Origin of the sequence: Tropicimonas isoalkanivorans (assembly GCF_900112335.1) — a bacterium.
GTDB lineage: Bacteria > Pseudomonadota > Alphaproteobacteria > Rhodobacterales > Rhodobacteraceae > Tropicimonas > Tropicimonas isoalkanivorans.
Genome location: NZ_FOLG01000012.1, coordinates 55,863 through 69,241, shown reverse-complemented (window position 1 = coordinate 69,241; position 13,379 = coordinate 55,863). Strand labels below are relative to the sequence as shown.

The 13,379-nt window shown below is 66.6% G+C and carries 12 protein-coding genes; 4 read left to right on the top strand and 8 right to left on the bottom strand.

Translation table 11 applies throughout. The annotated features are described in order from the left end of the window. Position 1 precedes the first annotated feature (1 nt). A complete protein-coding gene (locus BM075_RS17440; protein WP_093361982.1) occupies positions 2-1,078 on the top strand; it encodes a BMP family ABC transporter substrate-binding protein in 1,077 nt (358 codons plus the stop codon). Positions 1,079-1,143: 65 nt separating this feature from the next. Here the strand turns inward: BM075_RS17440 and BM075_RS17435 are convergent, their stop codons facing one another. Beyond that, entirely contained in the window at positions 1,144-1,590 is a 447-nt protein-coding gene (locus tag BM075_RS17435; RefSeq protein WP_093361981.1) for a CBS domain-containing protein, read from the bottom strand. Positions 1,591-1,931: 341 nt separating this feature from the next. Here BM075_RS17435 and BM075_RS17430 point away from each other — a divergent pair, with 341 nt between their 5' ends. Next, complete coding sequence (locus tag BM075_RS17430) at positions 1,932-2,276, top strand: carboxymuconolactone decarboxylase family protein (RefSeq protein WP_093361980.1); 345 nt, start codon at positions 1,932-1,934, stop codon at positions 2,274-2,276. A 78-nt stretch (positions 2,277-2,354) separates the two neighbouring features. Here the strand turns inward: BM075_RS17430 and BM075_RS17425 are convergent, their stop codons facing one another. Then, a complete protein-coding gene (locus tag BM075_RS17425) occupies positions 2,355-4,856 on the bottom strand; it encodes a GcvT family protein (RefSeq protein ID WP_093361979.1) in 2,502 nt (833 codons plus the stop codon). A 215-nt stretch (positions 4,857-5,071) separates the two neighbouring features. Between BM075_RS17425 and panC the strand changes: the two genes are divergently transcribed. Together panC and pdeM are read left to right on the top strand one after the other, a co-directional pair. After that, positions 5,072-5,917, top strand: coding sequence for a pantoate--beta-alanine ligase (gene panC / locus BM075_RS17420; protein ID WP_093361978.1), 846 nt, complete (start codon positions 5,072-5,074; stop codon positions 5,915-5,917). Positions 5,918-5,991: 74 nt separating this feature from the next. Continuing rightward, positions 5,992-6,660 (top strand): ligase-associated DNA damage response endonuclease PdeM, encoded by a 669-nt coding sequence (pdeM, locus tag BM075_RS17415; RefSeq protein WP_093361977.1) that lies wholly within the window; start codon positions 5,992-5,994, stop codon positions 6,658-6,660. Positions 6,661-6,708: 48 nt separating this feature from the next. On the opposite strand, the gene folD is transcribed toward pdeM, so the two are convergent. The 6 genes from folD to ybgF form a co-directional block, all read right to left on the bottom strand. After that, on the bottom strand, positions 6,709-7,602 hold the full coding sequence (gene folD / locus BM075_RS17410) for a bifunctional methylenetetrahydrofolate dehydrogenase/methenyltetrahydrofolate cyclohydrolase FolD (protein ID WP_093361976.1): 894 nt from the start codon (positions 7,600-7,602) through the stop codon (positions 6,709-6,711). A 197-nt stretch (positions 7,603-7,799) separates the two neighbouring features. Continuing rightward, positions 7,800-8,399: an MOSC domain-containing protein gene (locus BM075_RS17405; RefSeq protein ID WP_093361975.1), complete on the bottom strand. Its 600-nt coding sequence runs from the start codon at positions 8,397-8,399 to the stop codon at positions 7,800-7,802. Positions 8,400-8,455: 56 nt separating this feature from the next. Continuing rightward, positions 8,456-9,247: a methyltransferase domain-containing protein gene (locus tag BM075_RS17400; RefSeq protein ID WP_245758893.1), complete on the bottom strand. Its 792-nt coding sequence runs from the start codon at positions 9,245-9,247 to the stop codon at positions 8,456-8,458. Continuing rightward, the gene (gene ftsH / locus BM075_RS17395; RefSeq protein ID WP_093361974.1) at positions 9,244-11,166 is read right to left on the bottom strand and encodes an ATP-dependent zinc metalloprotease FtsH; all 1,923 of its coding nucleotides are present in this window, start codon (positions 11,164-11,166) and stop codon (positions 9,244-9,246) included. Before ftsH ends, BM075_RS17400 begins: the two co-directional genes overlap by 4 nt. Before the next feature lie 123 nt (positions 11,167-11,289). After that, positions 11,290-12,528, bottom strand: a complete 1,239-nt coding sequence (gene tilS / locus BM075_RS17390) for a tRNA lysidine(34) synthetase TilS (RefSeq protein ID WP_093361973.1) — start codon at positions 12,526-12,528, stop codon at positions 11,290-11,292. Positions 12,529-12,544: 16 nt separating this feature from the next. Continuing rightward, a complete protein-coding gene (ybgF, locus tag BM075_RS17385) occupies positions 12,545-13,369 on the bottom strand; it encodes a tol-pal system protein YbgF (protein ID WP_093361972.1) in 825 nt (274 codons plus the stop codon). Positions 13,370-13,379: the final 10 nt, after the last annotated feature.

Sequence of the window (13,379 nt, the reverse complement as noted above, 5' to 3'; positions counted from 1 at the left end):
GATGAACTTGAAACGATTGCTCGCGGGAACCGCGCTTGCCCTCGGGCTGGCCACAGCGGCCACGGCACAGCAGGATTCAGTGAAGGCGGGGTTCATCTTCGTCGGTCCGATCGGTGACGGCGGCTGGACCTACGAGCACAACCAGGGCCGGCTGGCCCTCGAAGAGCACTTCGGCGACAAGGTCGAAACCGTCTATCAGGAGAGCGTACCCGAGGGCGCCGATGCCGAGCGGGCGATGACCCAGATGGCGCTCGGCGGGGCGGACATCATCTTCACCACGTCCTTCGGCTACATGGACCCGACGATCAACGTCGCCGCCAAGTTCCCGGACGTGAAGTTCGAGCACGCCACCGGCTTCAAGCGCGCGGACAACGTCTCCACCTACTCGGCCCGCTTCTACGAGGGCCGCGCGGTGCAGGGCACGATCGCCGGGATGATGACCAAGACCAACAAGATCGGCTACATCGGCTCCTACCCCATCCCGGAAGTAATCCGCGGCATCAACTCTGCCTACATCCACGCCAAGAAGGTCAACCCAGACGTCGAGTTCTCGGTGATCTGGGCTTACACCTGGTTCGACCCGGCCAAGGAAGCCGATGCCGCCAAGGCGCTGATCGAACAGGGTGCGGACGTGATCCTGCAGCACACGGACTCCACCGCCCCACAGGCGGCCGCGCAGGAAGCCGGCGACGTCATCACCTTCGGGCAGGCCTCCGACATGGCCGAGTACGCGCCGAAGCCTCGGGTTTCCTCGATCATCGACAACTGGGGCCCCTACTACATCGAGCGCGTGCAAGCCGTGATGGACGGGACCTGGGAGAGCAAGGACACCTGGGCCGGTATCGGAGAAGGCATGGTGAAGATCGGTGACATCACGGATGCCGTGCCGGAGGACGTGAAGGCGAAGGCCGAGGAAATCCGCGATTCCATCGCGTCGGGCGACTACCACCCCTTCACCGGTCCGCTGAACAAGCAGGACGGGTCGGCGTGGCTCGCCGAAGGCGAAGTGGCCGACGACGGCACCCTGGCCGGCATGAACTTCTACGTCGAGGGCCTGTCGGGCGAAATCCCGCAGTAAAGCCATTCCGGCCTGAAGAAACACGGAGATGGCCCGCACGCGCGGGCCATTTTCTTATCGGCCGGTCAGATTGTCAGGGGCTGAGTCACCCGCGGCGTTTCGACGACGTAGGATTGATAGCATTCCACCATCAGCCGGTACTCCGTGGGAATATCCCGCATCGAGAGCATATTGACCGGCCGGCCGGCCGCCATCACAGGCAAGTGCCGGAATGCGCCCCTGAGCATGATCTGCATCGCGTCCGACAGGCTGACGGACTGGTCGACCGTCACCGGGTCAGGGGTCATGATCTGATCCACCGCGGTTTCCGACGTCGGTCGGCCCTGCGCGATCGCCCGGCGGATCACGTCGTTTTCCGAGAGAATCCCCACCAGCCGGTCCCCATCCAAGACGCACACCGCGCCGACATCGGCCGCGTTCAGGCGGTCGCAGGCGGTTCGTACCGTCTCCCACGGACCGACGGACACGAAGGGACGCCCGTGCACCACATCTGAGATCGTTCTGATAATCATGAGCCGGTCTTTCCTTGGAAACGTCCGCCCGCAGATTGGCAATAACGTAACAGAATCTCACCCTGTCAGGAAGTTTGCGATCCTTGCGTTTGCAAGACTCCGCCGAAAGTCGAATCGCGTTTACTGCCCCGCGTGCGCTCGCCGATGTAGCAAGGCGCGGATGGCGCGTCGCAGGCCCTGCGACCGTCGATCATATTGCGATCACTGCATGTCTGACGCAAACGGGGTCCGACTGCTCCTGTGCCCAACGCGGGGTCCTCCACCCGCGTGGGCACGCCGGAGCCGCCCCGGACGGACGTGATCGGCACGCCCCGCCGGCCTCGACAGGAAAGTGACTGGCAATGGATTGGAACGACTATCTCGACGACATGAAGGGCAACCTGAAGGAGCTGCGCCGGTCCGCGCCCGAGACGATGAAGGGCTTCGGCGCGCTGGAGCAGGGCGTCACCTCCGGGTCCGCCACGGACCACAAAACAAAGGAACTGGTGGCGCTCGGCATCGCCATCGGGTTGCGCTGCGAGCCGTGCATCGGCTTCCACGTGAAGGCACTCGCCAAGGCTGGCGGCACCCGCGAGGAGTTGGCCGACATCCTTGGCGTTGCGGTCCAGATGGGCGGCGGCCCGGCCCTGATGTACGCGTCCAAGACGCTGGCCGCCTGGGATCAGCTCGTCGGTGAGACGGCCTGAGGCGGCACCAGCACTCACAGTCTACACCCGATGCCCCTGCCAGATCGGCGGGGGCTGCGCACCGCAGATAGGGGCGCCTCAGCCGTCCTTGCGGATCGTCTCGTTCGACGGGTCGTACGGGCTCTCTTCGGTGATCTCCGCCGGCCACAGCCGGTCAAACATCTTCACCTCCAGCCGTTGCCCCGGTTGCGCAAGGTTGGGCCGAACGTAGCCCATCCCGATCGACCGGTCGAACGCCGCGGAATAGCCGCCCGAGGTCAGGCGCCCAACGAGCTGACCGCCCGAATACAGCGCCTCACGCCCCCAGGGGTCGGCATCTTCCGGACCGTCGACCAGAACAGTCACGCAACTGCTGCGGATGCCCGTCGCCTCCATTGCCGCCTTGCCGTGGAAGTCCTTCGAGAGATCCACGAACCGGTCGAGCCCCGCTTCCAGCGGCGTTGCATCCCTGCCCAGTTCGGTGCCGAATGCGCGATAGCTCTTTTCCTGTCGCAACCAGTTCTGCGCCCGTGCACCGACGAGCTTCAGCCCGTGCGCCTCACCCGCGTCCATCAGCCGGTCCCAGAGGTGGGTTTGCATTTCGATGGGGTGGTGCAACTCCCACCCCAGTTCCCCGGTGTAGGCGACGCGCAGGGCCATCGTCGGCACCATGCCGAGTTCGATGTCCCGCACCGAAAGCCATGGGAACCGCTTGTTGGACAGCACGGTCTCCGGCACGGCATCGCGGACCAGGTTGTTCAAGACGTCGCGCGATTTCGGCCCGGCAATGGCGAAGACGCCCCACTGAGTTGTCACATCCTGTATGGCGACATACTCACCGCCACCCGCCATGAAATCCTCCGCCGTCTTGCGCAGGAAATCGGCGTCATAGGCCGCCCAGGCTCCGGCGGAGACGAGGTAATAGGAGTCCGACCCGCGCCGCACGATCGTGTACTCGCTCCGGACCGTCCCTGCCGTGGTCAGCGCATAGGTCAGGTTGATCCGGCCCACCTTCGGCAGCCGGTTGCAGGTGAACCAGTCCAGAAAGGCCGTCGCACCGGGGCCGGTCACCGCATGCTTGGCAAACGCCGTAGCGTCGATCAGCCCGACGCCCTCCCGGATCGCCTTGGCTTCCTCCACCGCATAAGGCCACCAGCCGCCGCGGCGAAAACTGCGCGCCTCGCGGTCGAACCCGTCTGGCGCATCCACCGGCCCGTAGTAGTTCGGCCGCTCCCAGCCGTTCACCTGCCCGAACTGCGCGCCTTTCGCCTTTTGGCGGTCATAGGCCGGTGACGTTCGCAGCGGCCGCGCGGCTTCCCGCTCCTCGTCGGGGTGGTGCAGGACGTAGACGTGGGAATAGCATTCCTCGTTCTTCTGCACCGCATATTCCGTGGTCATCCAGGGGCCGTAGCGCTTTGGGTCGAGCGCGGCCATGTCGATCTCGGCCTCGCCCTCCACCATCATCTGCGCGAGGTAATGCCCCGTGCCCCCTGCTGCCGTGATGCCGAAGGAGAACCCTTCTGCCAGCCACATGTTGCGCAGCCCCGGCGCGGGACCCAGCAGCGGGTTGCCATCGGGCGTGTAGCAGATCGGGCCGTTGAAATCGTCCTTCAGACCCACCGTTTCCGACGAGGGAATCCGGTGGATCATGGACATGTATTCCTCCTCGATCCGCTCAAGATCGAGTTGGAACAGATCGGCGCGGAAGCTCTCCGGCACGGCATACTTGAACCGGGCCGGCGCGCCCTCCTCGTAGGGCCCGAGGATCCAGCCGCCGCGCTCCTCGCGGACGTACCACTTCGCATCGGCATCACGAAGCACCGGATGCTCCGCCCCGCCCGCCTTCCGATAGGCCAGCAGTTCCGGGTCGGGCTCGGTCACGATGAACTGGTGCTCCACCGGAATCGCCGGGATCTTCAGCCCGAGCAGGCGCGCCGTGCGCTGTGCATGGTTGCCGGTGGCCGTCACCACATGCTCGGCGGTGATCACGGTCTGCTCGTCGGTCGCCACGAGGTTACCGCCCTTCTCCGCCATCTTTGTGCAGGTCATGCGCCATTCCGAGCCGGTCCAATCGTAGGCGTCCACCTGCCACTTACGTTCGATCGCCACCCCGAACTGGCGCGCGCCCTTGGCCATCGCCATCGTCACGTCGGCAGGGTTGATGTAGCCGTCGGTCGGGTGGAACAGCGCGCCGATCAGGTCCTCCGTCCGGACCAGCGGCCAGCGCTCCTTGATCTGTGCCGGGCTGAGCCACTCGTAGGGGATGCCGACGGTTTCCGCCGTGGTGGCGTAGAGCATGTACTCGTCCATGCGCGCCTGGCTCTGCGCCATCCGCAGGTTGCCCACCACCGAGAAGCCGGGGTTGAGGCCGGTCTCCGCCTCCAGCGTCTTGTAGAATTTCACCGAGTAGTCGTGGATATGCGACGTCGCGAAGGACATGTTGAAAAGCGGCAACAGCCCCGCTGCGTGCCATGTGGAGCCGCAGGTCAGCTCGTCGCGCTCCAGCAGCATCGTGTCCCAGCCGGCCTTCCCAAGGTGATAGGCGATTGCGGTTCCAACGGCGCCGCCGCCGACGACGAGGGCTTTCACATGAGTTTTCATGGGCCGGCATCCCTGCTGCGAAGACATGACCGAAGTAAACCGCAGCCCGACCAATTCGCTCAATACCCCGCCGACCCTTGGGTGGCGGAAAGCGACCTCGTCCGGCCTGTGCCTCCGCCCCGTGCGCGTGACGGTAGGAGACGATCCACATTTTTTTCTGCTTCGGCCAATGACGCGTTTGCGCTCCCATTGCCGAGTTGCTACGCATTCCATTTATGGAAGTCTGCACCACCCCGAACGAACTTCGAGCCTATGTCCGTTGGCTGCGGAAACAGGGCCTTAGCATCGCCCTGGTGCCGACCATGGGATATCTCCATGCCGGCCACATGTCGCTTGTGGAGCGCGCGTCGCGAGAGGCCAAACGAGTCATCGTTTCGATCTTCGTCAACCCGACCCAATTCGGCGACCCGGCCGATCTGGAGGCCTACCCCCGCGACACGAAACGCGACCTGGCGATTCTGCGGGAAGCGGATGTGGAGGCCGTGTTCCTGCCGACAGCGAAGACGATGTATCCCGACGGCCACGAGACCATCGTGGAGACGACGCGGCTGGCCGAGGCCCTGCACGGAGAACTGCGCGCGGGCCATTTTCGGGGCGTCACGACCGTGGTGGCGAAGCTCTTCAACCTGGTCACGCCGGACGTCGCCTGCTTCGGAGAGAAGGACTATCAACAGCTTCAGGTGGTCCGGACGATGGTCCGCGACCTCCACTTTCCAGTGCGCATCGTCGGCTGTCCGACGGTACGGGAGCCCGACGGGCTGGCGCTCAGTTCCCGCAATGTGCGTCTGTCGCCGGAGGACCGCACCGCCGCCCTCGTCCTGAACCGGGCGCTTGATCGGGCGGAGGAGATGGCGGCTGCGGGCACAACCGTCGAGGCCATGCGAGACGCCGTCGTCGAGATGATCCGCGCCGAGCCGCGCGCGACGCTGAAGTCCGTGGACATCGCCGAGCCGGGCACGTTGAAACCGCTGTCCGGCCCCCCGTCGGGACCGTTGGCGGTGATGCTGTCGGCCGAGTTCGGTGGCGTCCTCCTGATCGACCAGCGCGAGATCTTTCTCTGAGCGAAAAGCCTTCGGGGCCGCACGGGGCGCGGATCGGGCTTGCAAACTGCGGCGCGGCGCGGCAGGAACACAGCATGAACACGCTCAGTTTTTCCCTGACGGGCGCGATGCTCTGCGCGATGCCGTCCGGCGCTCTCTGGTGGCCGGAATGGCGGCTGCTCTGCGTCTCCGACCTGCATCTGGGGAAATCGGAGCGGATCGCGCGGCGCGGCGGCGGGCTGCTGCCGCCCTATGACAGTCGCGACACGCTCTCGCGCCTCGACGCCGAGATCGCGCGGCTGGACCCGGCCACTGTGGTCTGCCTCGGTGACAGCTTCGACGATCTCGCGGCCGCCGAGGCACTGGAGCAGGAGGCGCGGGCGTGGCTGACCCGGCTGATTGCCGGGCGCGCCTGGGTTTGGATCGAGGGCAACCACGATCCCGGCCCGCTTGCCCTAGACGGCAGCCATCGGGCGGAACTGCGGATCGGCGGCCTGTGCTTCCGCCACGTCGCTGCGCAGGGCGCGCAGCCGGGCGAAGTCTCCGGCCATTATCATCCCAAAGCGTGTCTCGGCGGCGGCGGCCGGCGCGTGCGGCGGCCATGTTTCCTGACAGACGGGGAGCGGCTGATCCTGCCAGCCTTCGGCACCTTCACGGGCGGCCTCGACATCACGGCCCCCGAGTTGCGCGCCCTCATGGGGCCCGGCGCGCGGGCGATCCTGACCGGACCGACGCCGGTCGTGTTCCCGGCAGTGGCGGGCTGAGCGTGACGGGACCCTGACCTCGGTCACGATCCCTGCAAAATTGGGCCCTCAGACGGTCAGCCCCTCAGGCTCCGGCAACCCGTTCGCCCGGCATGCCGCCGTCACGGTGTTTGCCAGAAGGCACGCGATGGTCATCGGCCCGACGCCGCCCGGCACCGGCGTGATCGCGCCCGCCACCTCGACGGCGGAGGAAAACTCCACATCGCCCACCAGGCGGGACTTGCCGTCCTCGCGCGGAATGCGGTTGATGCCCACGTCAATGACCGTCGCGCCGGGCTTGATCCAGTCGCCAGGGACCATTTGGGGCCGGCCGACCGCCGCGACCACAATGTCCGCCCGCCGCACCACTTCCGGCAAATCCCGCGTACGGCTGTGGGCAACCGTGACGGTGCAGTTTTCGCCCAGCAGCAGTTGCGCCATCGGCTTGCCCACGATGTTTGACCGGCCGACCACAACAGCCTCCATGCCGGAGAGCGATCCGTGCTGCTCCCGCAGCATCATCAGGCAGCCCAGCGGAGTACATGGCACCATCGCCTTCTGTCCGGTGGCGAGCAGGCCGACGTTCGAAATGTGGAACCCATCGACGTCCTTCGCCGGGTCGATGGCGTTGATCACAAGATCGGCGTTCATGTGGTCCGGCAGCGGGAGCTGCACGAGGATGCCGTGGATCTTCGGATCGGCGTTGAGCTCTTCGACGAGCGCCAAAAGGTCGGCCTCGGAGGCATCCTCTGGCAGGCGGTGCTCCACGGAGAGCATGCCAACCTCCCTCGTCTGCTTGCCCTTGTTGCGTACGTAGACCTGGCTCGCCGGGTCCTCGCCGACCAGAACAACCGCCAGCCCCGGCGTCAGCCCGTGATCCGCGACAAGGCGCGCCACATGCGCCGCCACCTTCCCTCGAACCCGGGCGGCAAAGGCCTTCCCGTCGATGATCTGTGCCGTCATTGCTCGCCTCCTTGCCTGGCGCTCCACATGCCGAACGTCCGCTCCGGGCCTAGATGCCAATATCAGGGCAGCAATAGACAGCGCCGCTGCGGAGAAAAAGGCCCAACTCCCGGGCAAACGGACTTTTCCGCCCCCGCGATGTGGCCTTCTGCCGTCCGGCGCGTCAGATCGGAAAGGCCCGGCGCGGGAACGAAACGTCAGCCGGCGCGCACGTCCGGGAGCGGGCTCCAGGGGCGCTGGTCCGGAATGTGGAGGCTCAGGCTGTCGCCAATGCGAAACCTGCCCTCCCGCTCCACCCACGCGGTCACGCCGCGCCGCCCCTTTGCCGCGGCCCGAAAGGCCGCGCCGTGGCCCGGAGCGTCGGCTTCGATCTCCTCGACCGGGAGGCTGCAGGGGCGGTTCTGCATGTCCACCGTCACCGTCGCCCCGGAGGGGGCCTGCAGACGGGAAGACGGGGGGATGTGACTGAAGTCTGGGAGGCCCGACACGACGACGTTGGCTCCGAGCCAGGCGGGGTCGAAGGTTCTCACCCCGATGCCGGATGCGATGGCGGCGAGATCTTCCTCGGACACGAGGGTGATCTGCCGCGTGTTGCGGATCTCCGTCCCTCGCGGGTACTGCGCGACGACCCGGGAACAGGAGGGCCGGGTGAGACCGCCGTGATCCTCTCCAGCCAGCCCGGAGAAGGTCAGTTCCGCCGTTTCGAGCGCAATCGAACGAAGCGCCGACGCGCGGTTCGGCACGTGACCGAGCCAGACGATGGTGCCGGCACGGCCGGTGGGTTTCAGTGCGGGCATGTCGGGTGCTCCTCGCCGTGCTGGCCGAGGCAATCGCACGGCCTACGCACAGCTTTTCAGGTTGGGACAGTCAGTGTCAGGAAAAAACGGCGGAAGGGGAACGGAACCTCGCCGTTCGCTTTTGCCGGGTAAGCCCAGGTGAGCGCGCTGTCATAGGCGGCCAGAAAATCCGCTGCCTCCGTCTCGGACAGCCTATCCAGAATGGGCCGCGCGGCGGTCGACTGGGTGAACGCGCGCACCGGGTGGCCGTCCGCCGATGGGCCAAGGCGTTGATGATAAATGGTCTCCCACGCGGTCACCTGTCCAAGCGGCTCCAGCATATCCACGTAGCTTTCGGGTGTGGCGACCGGCGGGCGGTAGTCCTGCCAGTCGAACCGATCAGGGAACATTTCTGCCGAGAACCGGCGCAGCAGGGCGTGGGACGGTTCCTTCTGCTGCCGCGGCATCTGGACGGCCAGCGTTCCGCCGGGGACCAGCATCGTTGCCAAACGCGGCAGGAGGACCGCGTGTTCCGGAAGCCACTGCAGGGAGGCGTTTGCGAAAATGAGCGCCGGGGGAGCATCCGCCGCCCAGGTTTCGATGTCGGCTTCAATCAGGTCGTCGTAGCTGTCGGTCGCCCGTGCCTCCGCCAGCATGTTGGAAGACGTATCAACCCCAATGAGACTGCGTCCGGGGAATCGGGCCGAAAGCACCGCACCCATCGGGCCAGTGCCGCAGCCGAGATCCACGATCGGACCGTCCGGCAACTCGGGCACCGCGTTGAGCAGGTCGAGAGCCGGGCGCATACGCAAACCCCGGAACCGTTGATAGATCCCGGGGTCCCAATCCTTGCCGGCCAGGTCCGTCATGCCGTCGGGTCCGGCTCCAACCCGGGATCGGTCTTCGTCGATTTCGGCTTGTTGGTCTTCGGGATCGCCGTGACCGACGGGGTGCTGCCGTGATCGGCGGGCGTGTCGTCGTCATCCCCACGGTTCAAGGGCTCGCCGTCGATCACTTTCTGGATCTCAGGCCCGGTGAGCGTCTCGTACTCCAGCAAGCCCTGCGCGAGGTTTTCCAGATCCTGCGCCCGTTCGATTAGGATGCGCTTGGCCGTCTCATAGCCCTCGTCCACCAGCCGGCGCACTTCCTCGTCGATCCGCTCCTGCGTATCGGGGGAGGCATTGGCCGCGGCCTGGTAGTTGCCGAGGTAGGACTGCTGCTCGTTGGCGTAGTCGATGTTGCCGAGCTCATCCGACATGCCGAACTGCGTCACCATGGCGCGCGCGATCTTGGTCACCTGCTGGATGTCCGACGCCGCGCCCGAGGTGACGTTCTCCTTGCCGAAGATCAACTCCTCCGCCACCTTGCCGCCCATCGCCATGGCGATCTTGGACTTGTACTTGGTGTAGGTCACCGAAAGCTGGTCGCGTTCGGGGAGCGACAGCACAAGGCCGAGCGCCCGGCCACGGGGGATGATCGTCGCCTTGTGGATCGGGTCGTGCTGGGGAACGTTCAGGCCAACGATGGCGTGGCCGGCCTCGTGATAGGCGGTCAGCTTCTTCTCGTCCTCGGTCATGACCATGGAGCGGCGTTCGGCGCCCATCATGACCTTGTCCTTGGCGTTCTCGAAATCCTCCATCGTCACGAATCGCCGGCCGACGCGGGCCGCCATCAAGGCCGCCTCGTTCACCAGGTTGGCGAGGTCGGCGCCGGAGAAACCGGGCGTGCCGCGGGCGATGATGCGCAGGTCCACATCCGGGCCAAGCGGCACCTTGCGGGCATGGACGCCGAGGATTTTCTCGCGGCCCTTGATGTCGGGGTTCGGCACCTGCACCTGACGGTCGAAACGGCCGGGCCGCAGCAACGCCGGGTCTAGCACGTCGGGGCGGTTGGTCGCCGCGACGATAATGATGCCTTCGTTGGCCTCGAAGCCGTCCATCTCCACCAGAAGCTGGTTCAGCGTCTGTTCGCGCTCGTCGTTGCCCCCGCCGTAGCCCACGCCACGGGACCGGCCCACGGCGTCGATCTCGTCGATGAAAACGATGCAGGGCGCGTTCTTCTTGGCCTGCTCGAACATGTCGCGCACGCGGCTGGCGCCGACGCCCACGAACATTTCCACGAAGTCGGAGCCGGAGATCGTGAAGAACGGCACGCCGGCCTCGCCCGCGATGGCGCGCGCGAGCAGCGTCTTACCGGTGCCCGGAGGGCCGACAAGCAGCGCGCCCTTCGGGATCTTGCCCCCGAGGCGGGAGAATTTCTGCGGATTGCGGAGGAATTCGACGATTTCCTCGAGCTCTTCCTTGGCCTCATCGATGCCGGCCACGTCGTCGAAGGTCACACGACCCTGCTTTTCGGTCAGCAGCTTCGCCTTGGACTTGCCGAAGCCCATCGCTCCGCCGCGCCCGCCGCCCTGCATCCGGTTCATGAGGAAGATCCAGATGCCGATCAGGATGATGAAGGGCAGGAGCGTGCCGATATAGGCGAGCAGCCCGTTTTGCTGCTGCGGCTCGGCCGTAACCTCGATGCCTTCCCCGACCAGGCGGTCAGCGATGTCGGTGCCTTCCGGAATCACGGTGGAGTAGATATTTCCATCCGTCCCGCGCACCCGAACCCGCTCGCCATCGATGGTGACGGAGGATACCGTGCCGTCATCGACCTGCTGGATGAACTCCGAATAGCTCAGGTTGCGGGTGGCCATCGTGCTCTGGCCGCCACTGAAGAGGTTGAAAAGCGCCAGGATCAGCAAAAACAGCACAACCCAGAAAGCGATATTGCGGGCGTTTCCCACGGGGGTGAATCTCCTCACTCTGGCAGTAGCGGTGTACTGGCCGGTTCGTTCTAAAATAGTGAATCGGACGCGAGGTTCAACGCGATAACCGTCACCCGCGAGAATCCGCCCGTCACGGTCATATCACAGTCCCTCGAAGAAGTCCGGGACGACGCGCGCCACGAAGTCGCCGTTGGGCTCTAGAAGCGGCGCCGCGCGAAGGGTTTCGCCCTGCCAGACGGCGGGTGAGGCCAGACAGGTCGCGCGCGGCAGGCCGGAGGCGCGCCAGTCCGCCGCCTGCGACAGACCCGCCTCGCCGAGGTCGCGAACCACCATGTCTGGCTGGAACGGGCCAGCTACCTGCCAGCGGCCGTCCCATAGGTCCTCGGGCCCGGCGGTCGGCGCGCGGCGCGCGGCTTCCGGCTCGCGGGAGATCCGCAGCCCGTCCGGCGTTTCGCGGACGAGGCAGCCGTGGAGCGTCATGCCCGCGTGGCGGGCCTCCCCGTCGCCCATGAGCAGCGCGACGTTCTGCGCCCGCGGCGGATAGTCGGCGCAGGCGACCCAGCGAAGTGCGGCGTTCAGCAAACGGCGGGCGATTTCCTCCGGCATGGCCTCCAGCGCGCCGGGAGCGACGATCACGTCCCCGGCCTCTGTCGAGCAGTGCGCGCGCGCCTCAGCGCGCAGGATTTCCTGCAGGCCCTCCCGGGTACGGCGCAGATTCTCCGCAGATCGGGCGAGCGCTTCTGCGGTGATGCCAAGCGCCGACAGGCGATCCAGCGCCTCGCGTGCGCGGACCCGCGCAAACCTGTTGTCCTCGTTCGAGGGATCGTCGATCCAGTGCAGATGACGCGCCAGGAGCCAGTCCCGCAGGGCCTCGCGCGGAACGGAAAGCAGCGGCCGGACCAACAGCACCCCGCTCCGGCGGAACGCCGGCCGCATCCCCGACAAACCGTCCAGCCCCGCTCCTCGCGACAACCCGAGCAGAACGCATTCCGCGTTGTCGTTCCGCGTGTGACCGAGAAGGACCGCCCTCAGCCCGCGCCTCTGCGCCCAAGCCGTCAGCAATCCGTAGCGCGCCCGCCGCGCCTGATCCTGGAGGTTGCCACGACCATCCCAGCCCCGCCAGTGGAGCGTTTCGTGCGGCAGACCGAGCGTTTCGGCGCCGGACGCCACCAGTGCCGCCTCGGCCGCCGCCTCGGCGCGCAACCCGTGATCGATGGTCGCCACCTCCAGCGCAACGCCTGCGCGCGTCGCCCAGGCGGAGGCAAGGTGCATCAGCGCCGCGGAGTCGCCCCCACCGGAGACTGCCACCCCGATCCGAGCCGGCGGTGGGCTTGGCAGGAGGCGGGCCAACGCCTCCTCCAGACGTCGTTCAGGGGTCATTCGGGCAGGCGTGCCCTCACAGGCATCCCAGGTTGAGCCGCGAAGTCTGTGCCTCCGCCGCGGCCTCGCTGCCAGGGAAGCGCGTGCCGACTTCTTCGAGCGTGATGCAAGCCTCGCCGGACTGTCCCAGCTCGCCCAAGCTCTGTCCGAGACGGAGCAGCGACTGCGGCGCCTCCGGCCCGGTGGGATCGGCGGAGAAGGCATTCAGATACGCCCTCGCTGCCGGGGCGATCTCGCCAAGCTGGCTCAACGCGCCCCCCTGGTGGAACAGGGCGGCGGCTGTCAGCGGTCCGGCCGGGTAGGCCTCCGCAAAGGCCGCAAAGAGGTCTGCGGCGGAGCGAAAGCTGCCCTGATCGAGCGCCTCCTTCGCCCGATCGAAGTCAGCCTGTTCCCCTAGGGCAAGCTGGGCCCCATTTGTTTCGTTTTTCGGCAGCGCGACCGCGGGCGCCTCCGGCAGCGCGCCGCCGCCGAGCGTGGGCGTGTCGCCAAGCGCCCCCAGGTCGCAGCCCTCTTCCAGCTCGCACAGCCGAAACTCCAGGTCGCCGATGCGGTTCGTCCCGTCGGTCACGATCCGGTCGATGCGGTATTCCATTTCTTCCGCTTTGGCGGTCAGGCGCTGCAGTTCGGACTCGATCACGTCCACCCGGTCCAGCAGCGAGGCGGAGGGGGCAGGGGTCGCGACGGGCCCCGTCGTCGAAAGCTCCCGCTTCAGGGTCTGTAACTCGACGTAAAGGACCGACAGCTCCTGCCGGATGTCGGCAAGCGTCTGGGTGCGGTCCTGTGCCACTCCGGCCATGGGTAGTGCGGCCACCAGCGCGGCGGCCAGCAGGGTCAGGCGCATGGGTGCCTCC